Here is a 26,015-nt window from a genome sequence, read left to right on the forward strand (position 1 = left end):
CCGGGATTCACATACTCGGGACGCGAACAGCGACGTTCGGGATCTGACCCCGAGTAGCCACCGGCTACCTGCACGATTCGGAAGACATCATGAACGCCAATCTGATCGCGGCGGCCCAGGAGTTGGCCGCGCCGGGGGCACCGGACGGGCAACGGCGGGTACTGGCCATGTTTCCCGGGCAGGGATCGCAGCGGGAGGGGATGGCCGCGCATTTGATTCGGGAGCATCCCGAGACCGCGGGGGCCGTGTTCGAGCGGGCCGACGAGTGCCTGGGGCTGCCGATGCGGACGCTGTGCACGGAGGGGGACGCGGAGCAGTTGCGGGCCACGGAGGTGGCGCAGCCGGCGATTCTGGCCACGGCGCTGGCTACCTTCGAGGTGCTGCGGGCCGAGGGGTTCGCACCCGATCTGGTGGCCGGGCACAGTCTCGGGGAGTTCGCGGCGCTGGCCGCGGCCGGAGTGCTGGATCTCGCCGACGCGTTGACGCTGGTTCGGCTGCGGGGTGAGCTGATGGCCGAGATCGCGGCGGCGGTGCCGGGCGCGATGACAGCCGTGTCCGGGGTGGACGCGGGGCGGATCGAGGAGATCTGCGCAGGCGTGGACGGGGTCGTCGAGCTCGCCAACTACAACGCGCCGGATCAGTCGGTCATCTCGGGGACGGCGGAGGCGGTCGCGGCCGCCACCGAGCTACTGCGCGCCGCGGGGGCGGGCTCGCTGGTCGCGCTGCGGGTCGGCGCACCGTTCCACTGCTCGCTCATGGCGTCCCTCGAGGAGCGGTTCGCCGCCGGGCTGTACCTGGCCGACTTCCGCGATCCCACCACCACCGTCATCAGTTCCGTGACCGCACAACCGATTTCGAGCGGCACAGAGGCGCGGGAACTACTGCGCCGCCAGCTCACCGCCCCGGTCCGCTGGATCGAGGTGATCGGCACCGCCGCCGAACTCGACTGCACCGACTACCTCGAGATCGGCCCCGGACGCGTGCTGTCGGGGCTCGCCAACCGCATGGTCGGCGACGCCACCGTGCGCAGCACCCAGGACGCTCGCCGCATCGCCGCGGCCGTCGCCCAATACGCCTGATCCCGGCCGAATACGCCCGAGCCAGGCCGTATCCCACCGATCACACCCCTGCTGCAGGCGCCGCAGGGGTCCCCACCAACCCCTCACCGAGAAAGAAGGAATCACCATGCCCGAAACCACCACCGACTTCGCGCCCGCCGTCACCGACGCGATCGCCGACGCCCTCGGTATCGACCAGTCCGAGGTGACCCTCGACGCCACCCTGATCGACGAACTCGGCGCGGAATCCATCGACCTGCTCGACATCCTGTTCCGTATCCACCGCGACACCGGCGTCAAGATCGCCGTCGCCGACGTGCAGGAACTGCTGCAGGGCGGCATCCCCGACGACGAGTTCGGCGACGAGAACGAGATCGTCTCCGAGATCGGGCTCGCCCACCTGGAGAAGGTGCTCCCGCAGTTCGACCGCAGCAAGCTCAACGGCCCGCTGCGCGGCGAGCAGGTGCTCGGCCTGGTCACCGTGCGCAACCTGGTCGACCTGGTCGCCCAGCGGGCCGCCGCACCGGCCGAGGCCGAAGAGGTCGCCTGATGCCGGAGCAGGATTTCGCAGGCAAGGTCGCGCTGGTCACCGGCGCGTCCCGCGGCATCGGCCGGGCCGTCGCACTCACCCTGGCCCGGCGCGGCGCGGCGGTCGCGGTGAACTACCGCTCCCACAAGGACGAAGCCCTCGAGGTGGTCGCCGAGATCGCGGAGTTCGGCGGCCGCGCGGTCGCCGTCGGCGCGGACGTGTCCGAGCTGGCGGCGGCCAAGGATCTGGTGGAGCAGACCCGGGATCAGTTGGGCGGCTTGCACATTCTGGTCAACAACGCGGGCATCACCCGCGACGGGCTGCTGCACGACATGGATCCGGCCGAATGGTGGAAGGTCATCCAGGTCAACCTGGGCGGCGCCTTCAACTGCACGCACGCCGCGGCCGGGCACCTCATGTCCCAGGGCGAGGGCTCGATCGTGAACGTCTCGTCCATCATGGGCGAGAAGGGCCTCACCGGGCAGTCGAACTACTCCACCTCCAAGGGCGCGATGAACGCCCTCACCCTGGCCTGCGCGGTGGAGATGGCCCGGTTCGGGGTGCGGGTGAACGCCGTGCTGGGCGGCGTCATCCCCACCGATCTCATCGGCGACCTGCTGCAACGCGACAACGGGAAGGGCCGCACCCATGTCCCGATGCGCCGCTACGGCGATGTGGGACAGGTCGCGGAGGCGGTGGCCTGGCTCGCCAGTCCCGCCGCCGATTACGTCACCGGAGAGCTGCTGCGCGTCGACGGCGGCCTCGCGGTGCAGCTCAGCAACGGCCGCCTGGTCTCCCGCTGAACACCCCGGCATCCCGCTGAATCGGAAAGGACGTGACTGCCATGCGATTTCATCTCATCGACCGAATCGAGTCCTGGGAACCGTTGCAGCACATCACGGCTCGCAAACTCACCTCGGTCTACGAGAACGTCTGGCAGCCGTCCGCCACCGGCCCCGTGCTGCCCTTCGGCCTGGCCCTGGAGGCGCTGTGCCAGGCCGGGGCCTGGCTCGTGCTGCTCAGCTCGGCGCACACCAAACGCGCCGCGCTGCTCACCGTCGGCGAAGTCACCATGCACCGCGACGCGGTACCCGGTGACGTGCTGCGGATGACGGCCCGGGTGGTGCACGCGACGCCGGAGGCGGCGGTGGTGGACGGCTGGATCGAGGTCGACGGCGAGCGAATCATGGACGCCCGCAACATCATGTGCGCCCTCATCGACGCCGACCGGCTCGACGACCCGGCCGACACCGAACGGATGGCGCGCCACCTGCTCGGCGAGGAGCTGGTCGGATGAGCACCCCGGCCGGACGCCGGCGGGTGGTGGTGACCGGCGTCGGCGCGGTCACCCCGCTCGGCGTGGACGCGCCGTCCACCTGGGACGGACTGGTGGCCGGGCGCAATGCCATCGGCCCGCTGACCACCTTCGACTGCACCACCTTCCCGGTCCGGATCGCCGGGCTGGTGCCGGACTCCTTCGATCCGGCCACCGCGATCCCGGCCGCCGCCGACCGGCGCTGGGTGTCCCGGCCCGGCCTGTTCGGGCTGGCGGCGGTCGGCGAGGCCCTGCGCTCCGCGGGCCTGGACGCCGAGCAGCCCTATCCGCCCTCGGATCGCGGGGTGGCCATGGGCGCGAGCGTGGGCCGGCCCGACCTGGGGATGGTACTGCGGGTCTCCGAATTACGTTCCCGCACCGGGAAACCCGACGCGTTCGTGCGGCCCGCACCGTCGGCCACCCTGACCGGCAATCAGAACCTGGCCCTCAACGCCATGGTCCGGCTGATCGGCGCGACCGGTCCGATGGTGGGCATCCACACCGCCTGCGCCGGATCCGGACACGCCCTCGGCGAGGCCTTCCGGCTGATCCAGGAGGACGACGCCCGCATGATGGTGGCCGGAGGCTACGACTCGCTCACCACCTGGGCCGACATCCTCGGCTTCGGGCTGCTGGGCGCGATGACCGACCGCTACAACGACGATCCCGCCGCCGCCTCGCGCCCCTTCGACGCCGACCGCAGCGGGTTCGTGATCGGCGAGGGCGCGGTGTCCTTCGTGCTCGAGGACCACGACTCCGCGCTCGAGCGGGGGGCGCCGATCCTGGGCGAGCTGCTCGGCTACGGGTCCACCATGAATGCCTGGCGGATCACCGACTCGCCGCCGGACGGTGCGGGCGCGATCGAGGCGATGGAATCCGCCCTGACCGAATCCGGTTTGGGCACAGCCGATATCGACTACATCGCGGCGCACGGCACCAGCACGCCCGGCAATGACGTCTCCGAGACCCGGGCCATCAAGAAGGTGTTCGGCGACGACGCCTACCGGCTGGTGGTGTCCTCACCCAAATCCATGGCCGGGCACCTCACCGCCGGGGCCGCGGCCCTGAACCTGCTGGCGGCGCTGGGCGCGATCCGGGACGCGGTGGTGCCGCCCACCCGCAATCTCGACACCCCGGACCGGGCCCTGGATCTCGACTACGTCCCCCATCGCGCGCGCCGGATGCCGGTGCGCGCGGCCATGATCAACGCCCTCGCGTTCGGCGGTTCCAATACCTGCCTCGTGGTGGGCGCACCCCCGAACACCCCCGAACTCAGGGAGCAGCCATGACCGCGTCCCACCCCGCGCCCGCCGACCTCCCGGCGGCGGGCATCGGCACCCCGGGATTCGATCGAATCCTGCTGGTGAGCCCCGGCCTGCGCGCCGAGGCCCTGCTGAACGTCACCGGCACCCTGCCGTTCTTCGACAGCCACTTCCCGCGACGTCCCATCCTGCCCGGCGTGCTGCTGACCGAGAGCCTGATCGCGCTGGCCGTCATGGCTGCCGGTGATCCGCTGCTGCGGCTGCGCGCCGCCGACGGGCTGCGCTTCCGGCGCTTCATCACGCCGGGCGATCAGGTGCACCTGACCGTCGAAAGCGTCAGCACCGGAACCGATCCGGACGAGTCGGTGTGGCGGGCGACCGCCACGGTGGAGGGCCGGACCGCCGCCGCCATCAAGAACCTGCGCCTGGCGCGTAGGCCGATCGCCGCGGTGAACGGCGATTCCACCGCGGCGATCGGTGGCCCCGCCGCATCGATGCCGGTCGCGAACGGCTTTGCCGCCGAGGTGACGTCGTGACCGCGCGGCGCGTGGTGATCACCGGCGTCGGCCTGGTCACGGCGCTCGGCGAAGGCGCCCGCGAGACCTGGGACGCGCTGGTGGCGGGCCGCACCGGCATCGCCCCGCTGCGCGCCTACGACCCGGCACCGCTGCGCACCCGGCTCGGCGCGGAGATCCCCGACTTCGATCCGGGCAAGTTCCTGTCGCTGCGGTCCATGCGCACCTCCACCCGCGGCGACCAGTACGGCGTCGCGGCCGCCACCCTCGCGCTGCGCGACGCCGGGCTCGAGCGCAGTGACCTCGGCCACCGCACCGGGCTGTATCTCGGTGGCAACAAGGACATCTGCCAGCGTGACGACTCCATCGCCGACATGGAGGCCATTCGCGGCGTCGACGGCGGGCCGGACATGCGCAAGCTGGGTGAACTGGCCCGGTCGATCGTGCCGCCGCTGGCGTATGTGGAGGGTTTGCAGAACGGCGGGACCTACCACATCTCCTCGCTGTTCGGCCTGCGCGGACCCAATGCCTTCTACGCGGGCGCGGCCGATTCCGGTGCGACCGCGATCGGCCGGGCCATGCGCGCCATCCGGCGCGGGGAGGCCGATCTGGCCGTGGCGGGCGGTTACGACGACGCCACCAACTGGTGGGCCATGGCCAAGCTGGATGGACTCGGCGTGCTGTCACCGCGAAACGACCTGGATACCAGAGCATTCCGGCCGTTCGACCGCGAGCACACCGGCTCCGTGATCGGCGACGGCGCGGCGATCCTGGTCCTCGAGGATCGTGATCGGGCGCTGGGGCGCGGCGCGCACATCTACGCCGAGCTCGCGGGCTACGGCATGGGCAACGACTGCGTGCGCCCGCCCGCCTCCGATCCGGACGGCCGCGGCCTGGTCCGCGCGATCACGGCGGCGCTGTCGGATGCCGATGCGGCGGGCCCGGATTGCGTGTTCTCGCACGGCTGCGCCACCACGCTCGGCGACACCAGCGAAGTGCGGGCGCTGCGCACCGCCCTCGGCGGAGCCGCCGACCGGGCGGCCGTGACCAGCGTCAAACCCCAGACCGGGCATCTGGTCGGCGGCGCGGGCGCGCTCAATGCCGCCCTGGCCGCGCTGGCCCTGGACTCCGGCGTGGTGCCCGCCACCGCCAATCACGAGAACCCGGCCCCCGGATGCGATCTCGACATCGTCACCGGCGCGGCCCGGCACGCCCGACCGAGGGTCGCGCTGGCCCTGGCCCGCGGCCTGGAGGGTCAGGCCGTGGCGCTCACCCTCACCCAATCGAACTGATCGACAGGACTTTCCGCCATGCACGAAACCCATCGTCCGGCGCCCCGGCGCATCGTGATCACCTCGCTCGGCGCGATCACCGCACACGGCGCCGGCGCGGAGGAACTGTGGCAGCGGGTGCGCGGCGGCGAGGTCGCCATCCGGCCGCTGCGCGAATTCGCCGTCGCCGGACTGCCCGCGGCCATCGGCGGCGAGATTCTCGACCCGCCGCGCCCCAAATACGACTACCTGGCCCCACTCGGCCTCACCGACCCCGAACCGGCCATCGACTACGCGCTCATCGCCGCCGAGGAAGCCATGGCGGGCGCGGGATTGGGCGTGCTGGAGGCGGGCGCGGCCCCCCGCCCGGACGCGCTCCCCGCCCATCGCTGGGGTGTGGCCTTCGGCAGCTGCAACAGCGGGATCCGCAGCGCCGAGAAGGCGGTCCGCCGCGCGGTCGACGCCGGACGCACGGTCGGCGCGGACGAACTGGGACTCGGCGACGACCGGCACCTGCTGCTGGTGTCACCCCAGTTCTGCGCGGAGGCCCTCAGCGCGGCCTTCGGGCTGAAAGGTCCCGTGCTGTCGGTCAATACGGCCTGCGCGTCCAGCGCCCACGCTCTGGCCCACGCCGTCGAGCAGATCCGCGCCGGACGCGCGGACGCCATGCTGGTCGGCGGCAGCGACGCGCTCAGCGAGATGGCGTACTACGGCTTCAACAGCGTCGAATCGCTGTCCTCGCGACCGGCGCGGCCGTATTCCCGTGACCGCGACGGTCTCTCGCTCGGCGCGGGCGCGGGCATGATGGTGCTGACCTCCGCCGAGGTGGCCCTCGCGGCCGGCGCCCCGATCGTCGCCGAGGTGCTCGGCTACGGCATGTCCGCCGACGGCTACCACGCCACCGCCCCGCATCCCCAGGGCGCGGGCGCGGCGCGCGCCATCCGCGCCGCCATCGACACCGCCGGGCTCACCCCCGCCGACGTGCCCTACATCAACGGGCACGGCACCGGGACCCCGAAGAACGACTCGGCCGAGAGCAATGCGGTCCGCGCCGCCCTCGGCGACGCCGCCCAGGACGTGGTGCTGAGCAGCACCAAATCCATGATCGGCCACCTGCTCGGCGCGGCCGGAGCCGTCGAAGCCATCGTCACCATCCTCGGCCTGCGCGACGAGATGATCCCGCCGACAGCAGGTTTCGCCGAGACCGACCCGGCCTGCGGGCTGGATCCCGCACCGAACCAGGCCCGGCCACTGCCCATGCGGGTCGCCGCCTCGAACAATTTCGCCTTCGCCGGGGCCAACGCCTGTGTCGTGTACGGGCGGCCGCGCAGCGCTCCCACCCGGCCCGCACCCGAAGTGGGCGACGGGACCGCAGCGATCGACACGACCGGGACCGCCGCCACAACCAGGACCCCGGACCCTGCCGATGCCGGCGACGCGTCCCACGGAGGCGACCGCGCCGGCCTGCGTGGCGGGGCCTCCATCAGTGATGTCACCAGGGCCGGCGAGTTCGATGAGGTCGTCGTGACCGGGGTCGGTGTCCTCCTGGGCGGGGCGGCCGATGCCGAACAGCTGTGGGCCGCATGGCAAGCCGGGTCCGGAATCGCAGAGTCCCACCACGGTTTACGAGTCGTGCGAGTGAGCACCGACCCGGGAGCGGCCATTCCGGCGAAGGCGCGGCGGCGGATGGACCGCCTCGGCCAGTTCGCCGTGGCGACCAGCGGGCAGGCGCTCACCGCGGCCGGGCTCACCGCCGACGAGAGCGTGGGCGTGGTGCTCGGCACCGGTGTCGGGCCGATGAGCAGCATCTCCCGATTCTTCGAGCCGACGGTGCTGGGCGGTCCACTGCAAGGCAATCCGGCGATCTTCCCCAATACCGTCTTCAACGCCGCCGCCGGGCAGGTGGCGATGGCGCTGGGCGCGAAGGGGCCGACCTCGACTCTCACCTCGGGTCACGCCGCCGGCGCCGCCGCTCTCGGCACGGCCTTCGATCTGTTGCGAGCCGGACGTGCCGACGCCGTCCTCTGCACCGGCGCGGACGAGCTCTCGCCCTACGCGCTCGACGCCTACCGGGGCGCGGGCGTGTTCACCGGTCGTCACGGCCGCGCATTCCAGCTCGCCGAGGGCAGCGTCACCCTGCTGCTGGAACGGGCCTCGACCGCGCGGGCCCGCGGGGTCACACCGCTGGCCGTGCTCGCCGGCTACGCCACCACCTGCGACGCGCTCGGCATCGCGCGCTGGGATCCGCGCGGGCACGGGGTGGAGCGGGCCATGCGCGATGCCCTCAGCGCGTCCGGGGTGAAACCGGAAGACCTGACCGCGGTCTGGACCGGCGCGGCGGGGCTGCCCGCGGTGGACGGCCCCGAGCGCCGGGCCGTCGATCGGCTCGGCCTGAACCCGGGCTGTGCCCGGCACGAGCCCAAGCGGGTGCTCGGCGATCCCATCGGCGCGGGCGCGCAGCTGGCCGCCGCGCTGGCCATCACCGCGTGGGCGCACGGCGCGGACCACGGCCCGGTGCTGGTCAACGGCTCGTCGCTGGGCGGCACCCACACCAGCTTCGTGCTGACCCACCCCGCGACCGCACCGCGGTAACCCGACGCACCCACCCAATCGTGAACGCACACATCGAATCGTGAACGGAGACACCATGCCGAACCTCGACACACGCCACGTGTCGATCCTGTCCACCGGCTCCTACCTGCCCGGGGACCCGATCGACAATGCCACCCTCGAGCGCCTGTGCGGACCCATGCCCGCCGAAGTCCTCGACAACATCCAAGTGCGGCAACGGCATTGGATCATCGACCCCGCCACCGGCCGCCACACCACCGGCACCTCCGCCATGGCCACCACGGCGGCGCGGCGGGCGCTGGCGCGCGCCGACATCGACCCGGCCGAGGTGGATCTGCTGGTCATGTCCTCGGCCAGCCCCGAATACCAGCTGCCCGCCGTGGTCACCTACGTGCAGGAGCAGCTCGGGCTCGCGCATTGCGCGTCCATCGAATTCCGGGCCGCCTGCACCGGTTTCGTGCAGGGCCTCGACTACGCGCGCCGCCTGCTCGCCGACGGCACCTACAAGACTGCCGTGGTGATCGGCGCGGAATCCATTTCGCCGCTGCTGGTTCCGATGTACCTCGGCATGGACCCCGAACTGGTGCGCATGCGCGACCGGCTGGTCATCAACTCCTTCGGCGACGGCGCCGGGGCGGTCGTGCTGCGCGCCGGCGAACCCGGCAGCGCCGACCCGAACGGCGAATTCCGTTTCGCCACCGCCTGTCTCGGCGGTGACCGCAAGCCCGGCATGCAGATCGTCGGCGGCGGCACCCACGAGCCGGTGTTCGATCAGGCCAAGCGCAAGCGCCTGGTGGAGATGAAGCTCGACGTGAACGGGACCGCCGCCTTCGGGCCGCAGGTGTTCGTGGCGGGCATGAAGGACATGCTGGCGCGCACCGGGCTCACCGTCGCCGAGATCGACGCCTGCGTCCTGCCCGAAGGCAATGCCGACTACTTCACCGCCGAATTCGACGCCGCCGGAGTCTCTCCCGAGGATCAGGCGGTGCTGGCCAAGAACATCGTCGAGAACCTCGCAACCGTCGGCGCGACCGGCTCCGCGGCGGTGCCGCTGGCCCTCGACGACGGCTGGGTCCAGGGCCGGGTCCGGCCCGGCGACCGGGTGCTGCTGCTCGCCGTGGAGGCCAGCCGCTACCTCTACGCCGGTCTGTCGCTGCGCTGGGAAGCCCCGTTCGCCGAATCCGCCGAGGTGATCGACCATGTCGCCTGATCACGTGTTCACGGCGGAGGAGAACGCGCGCATCATCCGCCGCGTCTTCGACGAGTTCGTCAACCAGGGCGACTTCTCGGTGGTCGACGAGATCTACTCCCCCGACATGGTCGACCACCAGCCGCTGCCCGGCGCACCCGACGGCACCGCGGGCGTCAAATACACCATCGCCGGTCTGCGCGAAGGCTTCCCGGACCTGCACGTCACCATCGAGGCGCTCAGCGCGCACGCCGACTACGTGGTCATCCACAACACCTGGCGCGGCACCTTCACCGGCGAATTCCTGGGCATGGACCCCACCGGGGAGGCCATCGAGTTCAAGGGCGTGGTGGTGTGGCGGCTGGCCGACGGCCTGATCTGCGAACGCTGGGGCATCGGCGTCGAATCCGCCATGCTCGAGGCGCTCGGCCTGGGCTGGCTGATGTCGGGCGCGCTGGGCCGCAAGGGCCGGCGCCGCAAAGGCGGCGGCATGGACCTCGCGGAACTGGCGGCCACCGTGTCGTCCCTGACCGAAGCACCGTCCCCGACAGAAGCGGCGTCCCCGACCGAAGCGAGCCGGCCGTGACGCAGCGGCCACTGACGGTTCTCATCTCCGGCGGCGGCATCGGCGGCCTGGCCGCGGCCCTCGCGCTGCGGCAGCGCGGCCTGCGCGTGCGGGTCTTCGAGCGCGCCACCGAACTGCGCGACGGCGGTGCGGGACTGCACATCTGGACCAACGGCACCATCGCGCTGCAACGCCTCGGCGTGCTGCGCGAGGTGCTCGAGACCGCCCCCGTGCAGCAGATCACCCACTTCGGGACCTGGCGCGGGGACCTGTTCGGCGCGTGGCCGGTCGGCGGGTTCATCGAGAAGTACGGATGCCCGACCATCGCGGTCGAGCGGTCGGTGCTGCACCGGGTCCTCAGCGCGGCGGTCACCGCCACCGGCGACGACGCCGAGATCCGCACGGGCGCAGCCGTCGTCGGCTTCGAACAGGACGACACCGGCGTCACCGTGGAACTGTCCGACGGCGACCGGGTCCGCGGCGACGTCCTCATCGGCGCGGACGGCATCAACGGCATGGTCCGCAACGGACTGCTCGGCATGGCCCAGCCGCGCTACACCGGCTACATCGCCTGGCGCGGCAAAGCCGAACTGCGGCACGAGAAGATCCCGCCCGGCACCTTCTACGCGTTGTTCGGGCCCGGCACCCGATTCACCTTCTACGACGTCGCACCCGGCGTTGTGCACTGGATGAGCGTGGCCAACGGCGAACCCGGCGGCCACGACGACGGCGACCCCCGAGAGCTGTTGGCGCAACGGCATCGGGGCTGGATGGCCCCGGTCGAGGAGATCCTGGCCGCCACCCCGCCCGAGGCCATCATCCGCGGCGACGTGCTGGACCGGGCCCCCGACAAGCGCTGGGGCGCCGGCCGAGTCACGCTGCTCGGCGACGCCGCCCACCCCATCACCTTCAATATCGGCCAGGGCGCGTGCCAGGCCCTCGAGGACGCCCTCGTCGTGGCCGAGGAACTCGACACCACCGACCCGGCGACGGCGTTGCGCCGCTACGAGAAACAGCGCCGCGCCCGCACCGCCGGACTCCAGAAGGTGGCCTGGCGGATCGGCCGCCTCGGGGCGGTGGAGAACCCGCTGCTCATCCGGCTGCGCGAACTCGGCATGCGGCTGGTGTGGCCGTGGCTCGTCTTCCGCATCGCCGAACGCGACCAGATCGCCTACGCCACCCGCTGGCGCACCCCCGAACCGACCGCATCACTGCAGAAAGACGGTGTCTGACATGAAGCAATCCCAAACCGAGGCCGACTTCTTCGGCGACTTCGCCGAATCCTGGTGGGACGACGACTCCGCCATGAAGGGACTCACCTCCTTCCAGCGCCCGCGCTTCGAGTACTTCGACAAATTCGTCCAGGACTGGGCGGGCAAGAAGGTGCTCGACGTCGGCTGCGGCGGCGGATTCACCACCGAATACCTGGCCGGGCGCGGCGCCGAGGTGAGCGGGATGGACCCCTCCGCCCGGCTGGTCGCCGCCGCCCGCGCGCACGCCGAATCGACCGGCAAGAACATCGAGTACTCGGTCGGGCGAGCCGAGGCGCTGCCCTACGCCGACCACACCTTCGACGTCGTCACCTGCGTGGACGTGCTCGAGCACGTGGACGACCCGGCGCTGGCGGTCCGTGAGATCGCCCGGGTGCTCAAGCCCGGCGGAATCTTCTGCTACGACACCATCAATCGCACCCTGCTGGCCCGCATCGTGATGATCTGGATCCCGGAGTACCTCACCGGCATGGTGGCCCGCGGCACCCACCATCACCACCAGTTCATCAAACCCGCCGAGCTGGCCCGCCACCTCGACGCCGCCGGGTTGAAACCGCTGGCCAAGCAGCGCGGGCTGACCATCCTCGGCAAGAAGCGCGACGGCAACCTGATCATGTTCACCACGGCGGACCTGTCCTCCACCTATATCGGTGCGGCGGTGCGCTCGTGAAGGCGGTCTTCTATCGGCGCTACGGCGACGCGTCGGTCCTCGAATACGGTGAGCTGCCCATCCCGAAGATGGCGCTCGACGGGGTGCTGCTCGACGTCAAGGCCGCCGCGGTCAACCCGATCGACTGGAAGGCCCGCGAGGGCTACCTGGATCCGTTCGCCGACACCGTGTTCCCCATCGTCCCGGGCGCGGACGTCTCGGGCGTGGTGCGCGAGATCGGCATCGGCGTCAACGAATTCGCGGTCGGCGACGAGGTCGTGGGCTGCGTGCGCGAGGACTACCTGAGCCGCGGCAGCTTCGCCGAGGTGATGCCCGCGCCGGTGCGGGCGCTGGCGATCAAACCGCCGAACATGGGCTGGGCCGAGGCCGCCGCCATGCCGCTGGCCGCGCTCACCTCCTACCAGGCGCTGGTGCGGGTGCTCGACGTGCAGCGCGGGGAGACCGTACTCGTGCACGGCGCGGCCGGTGGCGTCGGCAGCGTGGCGGTACAGATCGCGGTGCACCTGGGTGCGCGGGTGATCGGCACCGCCAGCGAGCGCAACCACGAATTCCTGCGCGAACTGGGCGCTGAGCCGGTGAATTACACGGTGGGACTGGCCGATTCGATTCGCGCGCTCGCCCCTGACGGGATCGACGTGCTGCTCGACGCGGTCGGCAAACGCATCCAGCGCACCGTGCTGCCGCTGCTGGCGCCGCATGGCCGGTTCGCCTCCGTGGTCGACCCGAAAGCCCGAGAACTCGGCGGCTCCTACGTGTTCACCCGGCCCGACACCGGCGACCTGCCCGTGGTCGCCGCACTCGCCGCCAAGGGCGTGTTCCGGGTGCCGGTCGGCGCGGTCTTCCCGCTGCCCGAGGCCGCCGGGGCGCATCTGCTCAGTCAGGGCGGACACGCCCGCGGAAAGGTCGTGGTCGCCGTGGACGAGGCGGTCTGCCAGGAGGAAAACCCCTACGATGAACGGTAATTCAATGCTAGCCCACCGCCGCGTGCAGGGCATGGTCCGGCAGATGGCATGGTCGCAGGCGCTGGCCCGGATCGCCATCGGCACCGGCATGCTCACCCAACCCGCCACGGTCTCCAAATCGTGGTCGGGTGAATACGACGACAACGCCTCCTCCCTGCCCACCCGCGCGTTCGGCACCCGGGACGTGGTGATCGGACTCGGCACCGTGTGGTCACTGCGGCGCGGGCACCCGGTGCGGCACTGGTTCGTGCTCGGCGTCGCACTCGAACTGGTGGATGCCACGGTGACGCTGAACAAGCGCGGACGCCTCGGTGTGACCGGGCCGCCGGACACCTGGGAGTTGCTCACAGCAGCGGGATTGGCCGGCGGAATTCTGGTAGCCGCGGCGTTGCGGGAGTAACGAACCCCCTACCGCCCCATAACCGATCACAAAGCACACCGGGCGAGAACTGGCCATCGCCACAATCACATTTCGGTGAAATGTATTGCACCACACGGTGCAACATAATGTTCACGACAATTTGCGACGATCACCACTACCGACGCCGAGGTGGAGAATCGGCGGTAGCCGTTCTCACCCTTGGCCATTCGCCGAGGATTTGCTAATGGAAATTCTGTTCCAGTCAGCCATAGGTATTTCAATTCTGACGACCGCGGTCGTCTACGGCACCGATTTTTTCTGCGCCCTGGTGCTGCGGACGGCCTTCGCCCGCATCGACGACCGCGCCCTGGCCGCGGTCACCGGCCGGATCCACGAGGTCGCCGACAAACGCATGCCGATCCCGGGCGCGGTCGGCGTGGTCGCCGCGGTCGTGGCCACCGGCCTGGCGTTTCTCGACGGCAAGACCGCCGCGGGGGGCTTCGCGGCACTGGCCGTCGCCACCCTGGCCGTCTGGCTGGGCATCTACGCCCGGATCAGCGCGCCGGTCAACAAGCAGCTCACCGCCGCGGTCATCGCCGACCGCGTCCCCGCCGACGTCCGCGAGATGCAGCGCACCTGGGACAGCGTCATCGTCGTCCGCGTCGTCCTGCAGGGAATCGCCCTGGTCGCACTCTTTCTCGCGGCGCTGTCCATGTAATGGGCTGCGCCGCAACCAAACCAGGGGGGAAGTTAGGCGTGACAATGATCCAGTTCAAGCTCCTGGGCCCGGTACAGCTCCACGTCCATGGCAAACCCGTCGACCTCGGGCCGCCCCGGCAGACCAGCCTGCTGGCCGCACTGCTGGTGGACTCGGGCCGGCCGCTCTCCATCGACACGCTCATCGACCGCGTGTGGGGTGATTCCCCGCCGGTCGCCGCCCGCGACGCCGTCTACACCTACGTCGCCCGGCTGCGGGGGGTGCTCACCGAGGCCACCGCCGGGCACGGCGGCCCACCCGTCCAGGTCAATCGCGGCTCCGGCGGCTACACCTTGTCCACCCCACCGGATTCCGTCGACCTGCGGCACTTCATGGACCTGGTGGACCGGGCCCGCGCCACCGACATCGACGACCCCGGCCGCGTCGAACAACTCGCCGCGGGGCTGAACCTGTGGAACGGCAGCGCCATGACCGGACTGGACAGCGAATGGGCCCGGCGACTCAGCGACTCGCTGCACCGGCTCAAGCACGAGGTCACCGCCGACTGGGCCGACGCCGAGATCCGGCGCGGCAACCACTCACTGGTGATCAACCGGCTGCACACCGCCCTGCTGGAGGAACCGCTCGTGGAAGGGTTGCAGGAGCGGCTGATCCGCGCCTACTTCCTCAATGGCGAGACCGCCCAGGCGCTGCGGCAGTACGAACTGGCCCGGCGGCTCATCGCCGACGAGCTCGGCGCCGACCCCAGCCCCGGCATGCGGGACCTGCACTGCCAGATCCTGCGCGGCGACCCGCCCACCGTCACCCTCGGCATCGCGCCCGACATGGTGCCGCTGGCCCCGCTCGGATTCAGCGGACGCGACGCCGAACTGGCCACCCTGACCGGCATGCTCACCGACGAGCCGTCCCCACGGCCGGTGCTGGTCACCGGCGGCGCGGGCGTCGGCAAGACCGCGCTCGTACTGCAGGCCGCCGACTTCCTGCGCGACCGCTTCCCCGACGGGATGCTGTTCGCCGACCTGGCCGAAGGACCGAACACCACCCCGGAGACGGTGCTCGGCCGATTGCTCACCGCGCTCGGCATCCCCGCCGACGCCATGCCCGCCACCCTCGCCGAACGCGCCAACCTCTACCGGGCGCGGCTGGCCCGGCGACGAGTCCTGGTGATCCTCGACAATGCCGTCACCGAATCGCAGATCATCCCGCTGCTGCCCGCGGGCGGATCCAGCACCGCGCTGATCACCAGCCGATTCGCCCTGGGGCTCACCACCGTCCGCACCTACGTCCTGCACGAGCTGTCCCGCACCCAGGGCCTGCAAATGCTGGTCGCCACCGTCGGGCGGGCGCGGGTGCTGCCCGAATGGGAGGACGCGGGCAGCGTCGCCGACCACTGCTCGGGCATCCCGCTGGCCCTGCGCGCCGTCGCCTGCCGCATGTCGGCGCGACCGCACTGGACCTTCGCCCGCATGCTGGCCCGGATCAGCGACGAACAACGCCGCCTCGAAGTCGTGTCCTACCAATCCCTCGACATCCGCGCCAGCCTCGACCTGACCTTCGACCGGCTCGACAGCACCGCCGCCGGCGTCTTCCGCGACCTCGGCCACCACACCTTCGCCGGAACCGAATTCATCGCCCCCGACCACCCCGAACTCAGCGCCGACGAGGTCGAGGACGCCATGGACCGGCTCGTCGACGCCTACCTGCTCTCCGAGGTCGGCCGCGACGAGGCCGACCGCGCCCTCTACCGAATGCTCGACATCCACCGCATCTACGCCAAGCACCTGGGAGACTGACCATGCCGCGTTCCGTGCAGCACACCACCCCGTACCCGTACAGTGACGTCCAGTTCCACCGCGCCCTCGGCTCCCGCGACTACTGGGAACAGCGCATTCGCGAAATCGACGGCGCCGACGCCGAATTGGCCGCCTTCGAGGTCACCCCGAACCGCACCCTGGTCACCGTCAACACCGTCATCCCGGCCTCCTCCCTGCCCGGCCCGGCCGCCACCTTCCGGCCCAACGGCGTGCGCTACACCTACAGCGAGACCTGGTCCGAACCAGCCGACGGCATCGCCCGCGGGCGGATGGACGGGCAGGTCGAGGGCATGACCATCAAACTCGGCGCCGACCTGGTGCTGCGACGCACCGACAACGGGTGCGAGTTCACCATGTCCGGTCAGATCGAAGCCCGGGTTCCCCTGATCGGCAGACTGATCGAGGCCGATATGGGCAAGACGTTCACCAGCACCGCGGCCGCCATCGACGAGTTCACGATGAAGTGGCTGGAGAACGCGGCATGAGCCTTCCCGTTCTCATCACCGGCGCGACCTCGGGGCTCGGCCTCGAGACCGCGAAAATTCTGGCCGCCAAGGGTGTTCCACTGATTCTCGGATGCCGTGACACCGAGCGGGCGGAGGCCGCTCGGCAGCGGATCCGGGAACACGCGCCCACGGCGCAGGTGGACCTGCTGGAACTGGAACTGGCGTCGCTGGAGTCGGTCGGGGCGGCGGTGGAAGCCCTGCACCGCCGCGAACAGCCGCGGCTCGGCGCGATCGTGTGCAATGCCGGTCTCCAGATCGTGGACCAGGTGCGCAGCTCCGAGGACGGCTACGAATTGACCTTCGCCGTCAATCATCTCGGGCATTTCGCGCTCGTCACCGGGTGCGCGGACCTGCTCGACGCAGGGTCACGGGTCCTGGTGGTGTCCAGCGACGTGCATCAGGGGCCGCGCAAATCGATGGGATTCCCCGCGCCGCAGTGGCGCGCGCCCCGCGAACTCGCCACTCCCGGTGAAGGTTCCGGCCGCGACGGGCGGGTCGCCTACGCCACCAGCAAACTCGCCAATGTGTATTTCGCCTACGAGCTGGCCAACCGGTGGGGCGATCACGGGATCACCGTCAACGCCTTCGACCCGGGCCTGATGCCGGAAACCGCGCTTTCCCGCGGCTATTCGGCGCCCGCCCGCATCGGATTCCGGCTGCTCGCACCGCTGCTCATCCGGGTCATGCCCATCGCCCGCACGGTCGCCCGCTCGGCCGCCGACCTGGCCTGGCTGATCACCGGACCCGACCTCGCCGACACCACCGGCAAGTACTTCACCGGCGCGACCGAAGTGCCCAGCGCGCCCGAGTCCTACGACCCCGAGCGGGCCGCGGAACTGTGGCAGGTCTCCGAAGACCTGGTCCGGACCGCGCGGCGGGTGCCGCCCGCCGAACGGCGGTGAGCGCGCGTGCTGCTCGCCATCGCCCACTTCGCCCAGCGCCGCGCGCGTGCCGTCCTGGTGCTCGCGGGGCTCGCCGCCATCCTGTGCTACGCCATCGGGTGGTCGGCGCCGATGCATCTGAAATCCGGCGGCTTCCAGGCGCCGGACTCCGAATCCACGTGGGTCGACCGGTATCTCGAAGACCACTTCCCCGGGGCGGCGCCGAATGTGGTGCTGGTGCTCACCGCGCCCGACGGGATCGACACGCCCGCCGCCACCACGGTGGGACAGCGGATCACCGATGAACTGAAAGCGAACCCGGATCTTCAAGGGGTGCAGTCGTATTGGAGCGTCCCGACCGAGATGCGCACCGCGCTGCGCAGCACCGACCGCCACAGCGCGGTCCTGGTGGCCTACGCGCGCGGCGACGACACCGCCGCACCGAAACTCGCGGGCACCCTGGCCGACAAGTACAACGGCAGCCAGGACGGAGTCCGGGTCCGGGCCGGCGGTGAAGCCGTAGCGCTCGCGCAGATGAGCAAGCAGATCACCCTCGACCTGGTGCTCATCGAATCCATCGCGATCCCGCTGGCCGGCATCGCGCTGGTGCTGGTGTTCGGCAGCCTCGTCGCATCCATGCTGCCGTTGCTGGTCGGCGTGGTCACCATCGGCGCGGCGCTGGCCGTGCTGCGGGTGCTGGCGGCGGTCGGCGACGTCTCCATCTTCGCGCTCAACATGACCACGGCGCTGGGGTTCGCGGTCGCGCTGGACTCCAGCCTGTTCATGGTGAGCCGGTTCCGGGAGGAGATCGCGGCGGGCTCCGACACCGTCGACGCGGTGGCCCGCACCGTCCGCACCGCCGGGCGCACCGTGCTGTATTCCGGTCTGACCGTGGCGCTTTCACTCGCGGCGCTGCTGGTGTTCCCGCTGTACTTCCTGCGGTCGTTCGCGTACGCGGGACTGGCGGTGCTCGCCGCCGCGGTGTTCACCACGCTGCTGGTGCTGCCCGCGGCGCTGGCGCTCATGGGCACCCGGGTCGAGGCGCTCGACGTGCGGCAGTGGCTGCGCCGACGACTCGGCCGGCCCGATCCCGTCCCCCAGCCGGTGGAGCGGGACCGGTGGTATCGCTTCGCCATGGGCGTTATGAAGCGGCCGGTCCTCGCCATCGTGGCCGTCGTCGCGGCCTTGCTGCTGCTCGGTGCGCCGTTCCTCGGCGTGCGCTTCGGGTGGGCCGATGATCGGGTACTGGCCTCCGGATCCAGCCGGGAGGTCGGCGACGCCTCCCGCACCGGCTTCTCCGAGAACCTCACCGCGGGCATCCTCGCCGTCCTGCCCGACACCCACGGGGACACCGCGCGCGTGGCCGACTACGCGCGCACCCTGTCCCAGGTCCCGGGCGTGAGCTCGGTGCTGTCCAGCGGCGGCGTCTACGCCGGGGGACTCCCGGTCGCCGGGCCGCAACCCGTCATGGCCGGGGACGCAGGAACCTACCTGCGCATCGGAACCCGCCTCGACCCCTACTCGGCCGCCTCGACCGAACAACTCGACCGCCTCCGGGCGCTTCCCGCCCCCGGACCGGTGCGGTTCGGCGGCCCCGCCGCCCGCAACGCCGACTCCGTCCACGCCCTCGGCGCACGAGTCCCGTTGGCACTGGCCCTGATCGCGATATCGATGTTCGTCGTCCTGCTGATCTTCACCCGCAGCGTCGTGCTCCCGATCAAGGCCCTGGTCCTCACCGTGCTCTCCCTGGCAGCCACCTTCGGAGCCATGGTCTGGATCTTCCAGGACGGCCACCTCTCCGGCGCCCTGGGCTTCACCCCCACCGGATACCTCGTCCCCACCATGCCGATCCTCATGTTCTGCCTGGCCTTCGGCGTATCCATGGACTACGAGGTCTTCCTCCTGTCCCGAATCCGAGAGGAATACCTCGAATCCGGCGAGACCGGGCGTTCGGTCGCCGTGGGCATCGCCCGCACCGCACGAATCTTCACCGCGGCAGCGGCGCTGCTGGCCATCGCCTTCGTGGGCATGGTCTTCGCCCACGTCTCCTTCGTCCAGCTCTTCGGTCTCGGCCTCACCCTGGCCGTCCTGGTCGACGCCACCGTCATCCGCACCATCCTGGTCCCGGCCCTGATGCAAACCATGGGCCGCCTCAACTGGTGGGTGCCCGGACGCACGAAAACCGCTGCGCCCGAACCGGTATCCACCGACGCCCGCTGAGCCGGGCTGCCGGTCCCGCTCAGCGTGACCGGCAGCCCCCACAGGACGAGACCGTGGCCGCCCGGCCGTGAAATAGGGTTGATGGCCGTGGGTAAGCCGAATCGCAAGCACCGGGCCGCCAAGTTGCGTGCGCAACTGGGTGACGTTCGCTTCCTGACCAGCGAGGGAGAGCAGCCGACCACGCAGGAAGTCGGGAACGCGGTGCTGGCGGCCGCGATGGCCGCGGCGCGGGTGGGAGCGGGGAGTAAGACGGCTCGGGGGGATTCCGGAATCGCGGGGCGGTTCGCCGAGGAGGTCGCGGAGAGCGGGCTGTCGGATCACGTTGTCGGATCCGGAGCGCACCTGGCCGGGCGGCACGTCATTCGGCGGGTGTTTCAACACGGGTGGCTGCCGGGGGATGTACACGAGGCCGCGGTACGGCGGGTCGACGAGTTCGCCGCCGGGTTCCTCGTCGACGTGATGGCCGATCATGTGCGGCCCTTCGCGGCCGAGACCATGGACGAGACGTGGGTCGAGCAGCTCGACGCCATCGAGGCTCGGGTCTGGTGGTCGGACTCGGAACCTTTCTTCGGGCAGTGGGCGGCCAAGCACATGCTGACCTCACGCGAGGCCATCACCACCGTGGTCGAGGCGCTCGCCTTGCTCCTTCTGCTGCCGGAATTGGAGCCCATCAGGCCGTTGCCGGGCAGTGCGCGACCGCGGGCCGGGGCGCATCATCACGTCGACGAGAAGGTGCTCGGGCGGGTGCGCGGGTTGCTCGCGAAGGCCGAATCGACCTCGTTTCCCGAGGAGGCCGAGACCTTGTCGGCCAAGGCGCAGGAGTTGATGACCAAATACGCGCTCGATCGGGTGCTGGTCGATGCCGACACCGCGGTGCCCGATCTGCCTGGGGCGCGGCGGATCTGGCTCGACACCCCTTACGTCGACGCGAAGGCACTGCTCGTGGACGTGGTCGCCAAGGCCAATCGCAGTCGCGCCATCGTGGCCTCGGAATGGGGGTTCGTCACCATCGTCGGGGACGACGCGGATCTGGAGGCCATCGAACTGCTCACCACCTCGCTGCTGGTGCAGGCCACCCGGGCGATGATCGCGAGCGGACAGGACACGCCCGACGACGGGGCGCGCAGCCGGACCTTCCGGAAATCGTTCCTGGTCGCCTACGCCACCCGCATCGGGGAACGGCTCGCGGCGGCCACCGCGGCCACCATCGCCGAGTCACCCGACTCCGAACGGCTGCTACCGGTGCTGGCCTCGCATCAGATCGCCGTCGACGCGGCCTTCGACGCACTGTTTCCGCAGGCCCGCAATCGCGGCATCACCATCCGCAGCGCCGAGGGCTGGGATGCGGGACGGGCCGCCGCGGACCGCGCGCAGCTCGACGCCCGGCGGCCGATCGGCCGGTAGTCCGCCGCACGATCCTGCCGGTCGGTCTCGAATCCATGACGGCGCGAGCAAACAACGCAAGAACACGTTACAGTCCGGCCGTGAAATATCTTGTGGGATGCGCAATGGCCCTGTCGTTCGCGGCGACGGGTTCACCGGTAGCGCAGGCGGATTCCGCACCGACGTGTACCGACACCCCGAACTCGTACACCGCCGGCTGGCAGACCGGATGGGCGTCGTACCAGGCCGCGGAGAAGAGCGGATCCTCCGGTTCCGCCTCGCGCACGGTCGACCTGCCGATCACCATCAACGCCCCGATCGACAAGGTGTGGACGGTCTACTCGAACCTGCGCAACGACATCGGCCGCCACCCGTTCCTCAAGGACATCATCACCCACCGCACCTGCAGCGACGGGGTGAGCACGACCATCGATTTCACCGCGCTGGAGAACGTCCCGATGGGCTCGGTCGACTACCCCGCGAAAACCCAGGCCGAACAGCGCCTCTTCCCGGCCGACCAGTACTACCTCACCGACAGCTACGACACCCCCGGTGTCATCACGCATCAGAAGGTGACCTTCACCGACAACGGCAACGGCACCACCGCGGTCAACGAACACATCACCTTCAGCTGCAACCCCCTGCTGCTCAACTTCACCGTCACCAACGGCGTCTCCTCCCACCAGGCGTACCAGGCTGCACTGAAGCGGGACATCGAGAACGGCACGCTCTGACCGCCACCAGGCGTAGCCACCGAAAAGGCCCGGTCCAGCAGGACCGGGCCTTTTCTCATACGACGCCGCGGGACGCCCTTATACGAGCCTCTTCCTCAGAGGCACCAAACCAAGTCTGCAGATCCCGGCAGCGGGAAGGTGAAACAGATGCCGACTGATCCATCCACGGGCGTAGCCTGCGGTTCGCTGGCCGACGCCACCGATGCTCCGGCGACGCCGAGCGACAACACGATCGCGGTCGCGGCTACGGTCCCGGCGATTCTTTCTTTCATTTGATCAACTCCTTGCACCATGTTCCGAGGAAGGACTTTCCCTTCAAAGGTAGCCAGCAGTTTCCTCAGCCGTAACTGGTGACACCGACCCTGAATGGTGGTGGACACTCCTCAGTACCCCCACTGAGGGTCCATCGCTAGTGCAGGGGACCCACGAAGGTCCCCGGATGCGTCGCGCCCTCGGGCCACACCGTGATCGCCCCCAGGTCCGCGGGCCAGGGGGCACGCAGCTGGGTGGTGGAGTCCGGCGGAGTGAGAATCACTTCGCCGGGAGTGCTGGTGCCGGTGACGTAGGTCAGCGTACTTGTCGCCCGGCCGCCGGGAGCGAGGGTCACACGGTGCGGCTGCTGGCCGGTTCGGGGCAGTGAGGCGGGACCGCCGTGGTCACCCACAGCGCCCAGGTCCACACCGGGAAAGCCCTGCAGGACGCAGGATTCGCCAGCTGTATTGACGAGCACGAGACTTGCGGTGCGCTGATTGGCCCCGGCCCGCGCGGGCTCGGCCTGGACCGTCAACCGCAACTGTGAAGCAACGCACCACGGTTCGTCCGCCTGTGCCTGCCCGTCCGCGATGAGAGGCATCAAGGTGCCCACCGTCGCCGCGAAGACTACCGAAGCCACTGCCCTGGAACGCATCTACCGACCCTCCGAATCATGTGATCGGCCATCACCTTTCTGGACCGAACTTATGGTCGGCTGAAGATCCGCTGAACACACCGACGGGTCCACCATGACGGTCGCGCACCACGTCCGCCCACACACCGCGGGCAACGCGAAGGATCCACAGGTGCGGTAGTCCTGGAGCAGGCTCACATCCGGGCGGCAGGGGCACCGCGCCGCCGTGGCTGCAGCTGGTGCAGCCGATACCAGGCCAGCGCGAGGAAGATCGCGGCGAGACCGGCGAGGACCCCCATATCGAGCAGCCATGTGCCGATGGTGTGTTTCCACAGCGGGTCGGGCCCGCCATCGTGCGGCGAGAGGGTATCGAGGTCGATGCTGGCCGCTGCGGCGCCGTAGCCCCACCGGGACGGCGACACCAAGGACAGCTGTTGCAGAACGGGCGTGCCGGGAAGCCGCACCAGCCCGCCGGTGAGCACCAGTTGCGCCATCGACAGCACGATCAGCAGGGGCAGTGTCTTTTCCGAGGTGCTCACCGAAGCCGACACCAGCAAGCCCAACGTCAGCGACGCGATGCCCAGCATCGCCATCGCCAAGACCAACTCCAGCTGGGCCGACGTGAATAGCCCGCTCGGCGGAAAACTCGTGCCGATAGAGCCGATCAAGAACAACACCGCCGCCTGAAGGATGGTGATCACACCCAAGACCAGCAGTTTCGACATCAAATAGACCCCGGCCGACAGTCCTGCCGCGCGTTCTCTGCGGTAGATCGTCTGTTCCTTGACGATCTCGCGAATCGCGTTGCCGGTGCCGACGAAGCAGGCGCCGAAAACCAGGATCATCAGCTTGGTGGAGGCATCGGTGTTGGTTCCCGGCGCCCCGGTGAAACCCGCGCCCGCGGGCACCGCGGCGATCAAACCGCCCAGCAGCAACGGCATCACGCCGAGCAACGCCAGATAACTGCGGTCCGAGGCGATCACCGCCAGATACCGCCGGCACAGTGTGCTGAGCTGGCTGAGCTTGGACTGCCGCGCGGGTGGCGGCGAAGCCGGTGCGTGTACTTCGCCCGGTCCGATGTCGTCGATCGGCCCGACATCGACGTAGTTCTCGAAGCGCGGGGACTTCCGGAACTCACCGGCCCAGTCGCGGTCCTCGTCCCGGTCGAATGCCTGGAACACCTCGGCCCAGGTGCGCTGCCCGAACTCCTGCAACCCCTCCGCGGGCGGTCCGTAGTAGGCCAGCTTGCCGCCGGGCACCAGCACCAGGAGGCGGTCACAGGAATCGAGATTCGCGACGCTGTGTGTAACGACGATGACGGTCCGCCCGTCGTGGGCGAGTTCGGACAGCATTTCCATGACCGTCTTGTCCAGGCCGGGGTCCAGGCCGGAGGTCGGTTCGTCAAGGAACAACAGGGACGGTTTGGTCAGCAGTTCCAATGCGACGCTGACCCTTTTGCGTTGCCCGCCGGAGAGCCGATCGATGCGGGTGTCGGCATGGCGCGTCAGGCCGAGTTCGTCGAGGACTTCGTCGACTCGCTGCTCGCGCTCCTCGCGGCGGGTGTCACCAGGGAACCGCAGCTCGGCCGCGTAGAGCAGGGCGCGTCGCGTCGGGAGCTCTTTGTGCAGGATGTCCTCCTGCGGAACCAATCCGATCCGGTGTCTCAGCTCGTCGTAATCGGTGTACAGGTCGCGTCCGTCGTAGCGGACGGTCCCCTCGGTCGCGGGCCGCATCCCCGTGACCGCGCCCAACAGCGTCGACTTGCCCGCACCGCTGGGTCCGATGACCCCGACGAGTGAGCGCTGCGCGATGGGGAAGGTCACGTCGTCGAGCAGCACTTTCCCTTCCGGTGTCCGCACGATCAGGTTCTGGACACAGACCGAGATGTCACCGGTGTCGACGGACTCGCGCAGTTCGTTGCCGACGAGCCGATAGGTGGTGTGTCCCATGCCGATCAAGTCGGATTCGGACAGGTCCGCGGTCTCGATCCGGTGGCCGTTGACATAGGTGCCGTTGTGGCTGTCGAGGTCGACGACTCGATATTTGCCTTCGTCGATCACCTGTAGTTCGGCGTGATGGCGAGACACCATGAGGTCGGGCACGACGATGTCGTTGTCTGCGGCGCGTCCGATCCGGAGCGTGCCCGAGACGATCCGTACTACCGCGCTGGGCTGGGTAGCCGGAGGCGACGACCGCGACACTCGCCGCGGCAGGCCCGGCTCGAACAGGGTGACCGTGGCTTCATCGTCCAGGTCATAGCCAGGATTCGGGACGACCATCGTGTCCCCGCCGAAATCGTCATCGGGCTCGGAGACGGGGGCGGGGTTGGGTGATTCCAGCGAGCAGGACAGCCGCGCACCGTCTTTGGCATGCCCCAGCTGGAAGGTCTCGTCGTGGTCGATCAGCATCCGCTCGACGCGCTGACCGTCGAAAAAGGTGCCGTTCAGACTGTGCGCGTCCTCGATTTCCCAACCGTGCGATCCTCGCTCCAGCACGGCGTGCACGGCCGAGACACGCGGATCGGTGACAACAACGTCGGCGGTCGGATCGCGGCCGATGTTGTACACACCCCCGGCGCGTAGCCGATAAACGTGTTCTCGCGTCTGCACCACGAGAACCGGCGACTCGGGGAATTCTGTGGAGGACCGCTCATCCGCCATAAGGGGAGTATACGACCCTGCCGAACTGCGGGCCGAGTGCCGATGGGATCGGAAATACGGTGCCCGATGATCGCGACCGGCCACCGCGTCGTCCGGATGCAGAACCGCCTCACCGCCCGACAGCCGGTATTACCCATCGCTACCGCGGTGTCTGTCCCCGGCCGTACCGGCTGGGAACAGACACCGCGGTAGCTTTTGTTCAGTGGCTGGAACCGAGGCTGCCGGGCAGGGAGCTGCCGGTGCCGGTGCCGGTGCCTCCGGTGGGTGCGACGGTGATCGTGACGGTGGTGGTGGACGCGTTGACGGTGCCATTGCCGGAGTAGTCGGCGGTGATGATGTGGCTGCCGGCGGCGGTGGGGGTCCACGTGATGGTGGCGGTGCCGTCAGCGCCGACCTGGGCGGCGGTGCCGATGACGGCGCCACCGTCGGTGAAGGTGATGGTGCCGCCCGCGTTTGCAGGGTTGACCTTCGCCGTCAGGGTGATCGCGGTACCGACGGTGGCTCCTGTGACCGGGTTGACGGTCACGGTGGAATTGCTGTCGGCCGCAGCGACGTTCACCTGTGCGGTGGTGTTGGATCCGGTGACACCGTCACGCCCCGAGAACGTCGCGGTCAGCGTGTGCGCACCAGCAGCCGAGGGCGTCCACTGGAAGGTCGCGGTGCCGGTCGCGTCG

24 protein-coding genes are annotated in these 26,015 nt (G+C 69.9%); 21 read left to right on the forward strand and 3 right to left on the reverse strand.

The window, feature by feature from the left end; all coding sequences use genetic code 11:
- The first annotated feature begins 89 nt into the window (after nt 1-89).
- The 21 genes from fabD (at nt 90) to ABZ412_RS10630 (ending at nt 21,795) form a co-directional block, all read left to right on the forward strand.
- A complete protein-coding gene (gene fabD / locus ABZ412_RS10530; RefSeq protein WP_357278824.1) occupies nt 90-1,079 on the forward strand; it encodes an ACP S-malonyltransferase in 990 nt (329 codons plus the stop codon).
- A gap of 106 nt (nt 1,080-1,185) precedes the next feature.
- Nucleotides 1,186-1,608 (forward strand): acyl carrier protein, encoded by a 423-nt coding sequence (locus ABZ412_RS10535; protein WP_357086477.1) that lies wholly within the window; start codon nt 1,186-1,188, stop codon nt 1,606-1,608.
- Complete coding sequence (locus ABZ412_RS10540; protein WP_357278826.1) at nt 1,608-2,390, forward strand: 3-oxoacyl-ACP reductase family protein; 783 nt, start codon at nt 1,608-1,610, stop codon at nt 2,388-2,390. The genes ABZ412_RS10535 and ABZ412_RS10540 overlap by 1 nt, the downstream gene beginning before the upstream one ends.
- Nucleotides 2,391-2,431: 41 nt before the next feature.
- The gene (locus tag ABZ412_RS10545; protein ID WP_357086481.1) at nt 2,432-2,884 is read left to right on the forward strand and encodes a hypothetical protein; all 453 of its coding nucleotides are present in this window, start codon (nt 2,432-2,434) and stop codon (nt 2,882-2,884) included.
- Nucleotides 2,881-4,191, forward strand: coding sequence for a beta-ketoacyl-[acyl-carrier-protein] synthase family protein (locus tag ABZ412_RS10550; RefSeq protein ID WP_357278828.1), 1,311 nt, complete (start codon nt 2,881-2,883; stop codon nt 4,189-4,191). The genes ABZ412_RS10545 and ABZ412_RS10550 overlap by 4 nt, the downstream gene beginning before the upstream one ends.
- A complete protein-coding gene (locus ABZ412_RS10555; RefSeq protein WP_357278830.1) occupies nt 4,188-4,700 on the forward strand; it encodes a hypothetical protein in 513 nt (170 codons plus the stop codon). Before ABZ412_RS10550 ends, ABZ412_RS10555 begins: the two co-directional genes overlap by 4 nt.
- Nucleotides 4,697-5,971 (forward strand): beta-ketoacyl-[acyl-carrier-protein] synthase family protein, encoded by a 1,275-nt coding sequence (locus tag ABZ412_RS10560; RefSeq protein ID WP_357278832.1) that lies wholly within the window; start codon nt 4,697-4,699, stop codon nt 5,969-5,971. The genes ABZ412_RS10555 and ABZ412_RS10560 overlap by 4 nt, the downstream gene beginning before the upstream one ends.
- A gap of 18 nt (nt 5,972-5,989) precedes the next feature.
- The gene (locus ABZ412_RS10565) at nt 5,990-8,542 is read left to right on the forward strand and encodes a beta-ketoacyl-[acyl-carrier-protein] synthase family protein (RefSeq protein ID WP_357278834.1); all 2,553 of its coding nucleotides are present in this window, start codon (nt 5,990-5,992) and stop codon (nt 8,540-8,542) included.
- Between the two features lie 55 nt (nt 8,543-8,597).
- Nucleotides 8,598-9,731, forward strand: a complete 1,134-nt coding sequence (locus ABZ412_RS10570; protein WP_357278836.1) for a 3-oxoacyl-[acyl-carrier-protein] synthase III C-terminal domain-containing protein — start codon at nt 8,598-8,600, stop codon at nt 9,729-9,731.
- Nucleotides 9,721-10,296 carry an ester cyclase gene (locus ABZ412_RS10575; protein WP_357278838.1) on the forward strand — a complete coding sequence of 192 codons (576 nt, stop codon included), beginning with the start codon at nt 9,721-9,723 and terminating at the stop codon, nt 10,294-10,296. Before ABZ412_RS10570 ends, ABZ412_RS10575 begins: the two co-directional genes overlap by 11 nt.
- Nucleotides 10,293-11,507, forward strand: a complete 1,215-nt coding sequence (locus ABZ412_RS10580) for an FAD-dependent monooxygenase (protein ID WP_357278840.1) — start codon at nt 10,293-10,295, stop codon at nt 11,505-11,507. The genes ABZ412_RS10575 and ABZ412_RS10580 overlap by 4 nt, the downstream gene beginning before the upstream one ends.
- 1 nt (nt 11,508) lies before the next feature.
- Nucleotides 11,509-12,216, forward strand: a complete 708-nt coding sequence (gene ubiG, locus ABZ412_RS10585) for a bifunctional 2-polyprenyl-6-hydroxyphenol methylase/3-demethylubiquinol 3-O-methyltransferase UbiG (RefSeq protein ID WP_357278842.1) — start codon at nt 11,509-11,511, stop codon at nt 12,214-12,216.
- Nucleotides 12,213-13,178, forward strand: a complete 966-nt coding sequence (locus tag ABZ412_RS10590; protein WP_357278844.1) for an NADP-dependent oxidoreductase — start codon at nt 12,213-12,215, stop codon at nt 13,176-13,178. The genes ubiG and ABZ412_RS10590 overlap by 4 nt, the downstream gene beginning before the upstream one ends.
- A gap of 4 nt (nt 13,179-13,182) precedes the next feature.
- Nucleotides 13,183-13,578, forward strand: coding sequence for a hypothetical protein (locus ABZ412_RS10595; RefSeq protein ID WP_357278846.1), 396 nt, complete (start codon nt 13,183-13,185; stop codon nt 13,576-13,578).
- Between the two features lie 205 nt (nt 13,579-13,783).
- A complete protein-coding gene (locus tag ABZ412_RS10600) occupies nt 13,784-14,257 on the forward strand; it encodes a DUF1772 domain-containing protein (RefSeq protein ID WP_357278848.1) in 474 nt (157 codons plus the stop codon).
- Nucleotides 14,258-14,301: 44 nt separating this feature from the next.
- On the forward strand, nt 14,302-16,050 hold the full coding sequence (locus tag ABZ412_RS10605; RefSeq protein ID WP_357279038.1) for a BTAD domain-containing putative transcriptional regulator: 1,749 nt from the start codon (nt 14,302-14,304) through the stop codon (nt 16,048-16,050).
- Between the two features lie 2 nt (nt 16,051-16,052).
- Nucleotides 16,053-16,556 carry a DUF2505 domain-containing protein gene (locus tag ABZ412_RS10610; protein WP_357278850.1) on the forward strand — a complete coding sequence of 168 codons (504 nt, stop codon included), beginning with the start codon at nt 16,053-16,055 and terminating at the stop codon, nt 16,554-16,556.
- Nucleotides 16,553-17,479: an SDR family NAD(P)-dependent oxidoreductase gene (locus tag ABZ412_RS10615; protein WP_357278852.1), complete on the forward strand. Its 927-nt coding sequence runs from the start codon at nt 16,553-16,555 to the stop codon at nt 17,477-17,479. Before ABZ412_RS10610 ends, ABZ412_RS10615 begins: the two co-directional genes overlap by 4 nt.
- Nucleotides 17,480-17,485: 6 nt before the next feature.
- Nucleotides 17,486-19,678: an MMPL family transporter gene (locus ABZ412_RS10620; protein WP_357278854.1), complete on the forward strand. Its 2,193-nt coding sequence runs from the start codon at nt 17,486-17,488 to the stop codon at nt 19,676-19,678.
- A gap of 87 nt (nt 19,679-19,765) precedes the next feature.
- Complete coding sequence (locus ABZ412_RS10625) at nt 19,766-21,082, forward strand: DUF2786 domain-containing protein (RefSeq protein ID WP_357278857.1); 1,317 nt, start codon at nt 19,766-19,768, stop codon at nt 21,080-21,082.
- 80 nt (nt 21,083-21,162) lie between these two features.
- The gene (locus ABZ412_RS10630) at nt 21,163-21,795 is read left to right on the forward strand and encodes a hypothetical protein (RefSeq protein ID WP_357278859.1); all 633 of its coding nucleotides are present in this window, start codon (nt 21,163-21,165) and stop codon (nt 21,793-21,795) included.
- Nucleotides 21,796-22,204: 409 nt separating this feature from the next.
- On the opposite strand, the gene ABZ412_RS10635 is transcribed toward ABZ412_RS10630, so the two are convergent.
- The 3 genes from ABZ412_RS10635 to ABZ412_RS10645 form a co-directional block, all read right to left on the reverse strand.
- Nucleotides 22,205-22,702 carry a DUF4232 domain-containing protein gene (locus tag ABZ412_RS10635; protein WP_357278862.1) on the reverse strand — a complete coding sequence of 166 codons (498 nt, stop codon included), beginning with the start codon at nt 22,700-22,702 and terminating at the stop codon, nt 22,205-22,207.
- Between the two features lie 173 nt (nt 22,703-22,875).
- A complete protein-coding gene (locus ABZ412_RS10640) occupies nt 22,876-25,425 on the reverse strand; it encodes an FHA domain-containing protein (RefSeq protein WP_357278865.1) in 2,550 nt (849 codons plus the stop codon).
- 115 nt (nt 25,426-25,540) lie between these two features.
- A partial coding sequence (locus ABZ412_RS10645) for an Ig-like domain-containing protein (RefSeq protein ID WP_357278867.1) occupies nt 25,541-26,015 on the reverse strand: 475 nt, incomplete at its 5' end.

Source organism: Nocardia sp. NPDC005746 (assembly GCF_040630785.1).
GTDB lineage: Bacteria > Actinomycetota > Actinomycetes > Mycobacteriales > Mycobacteriaceae > Nocardia.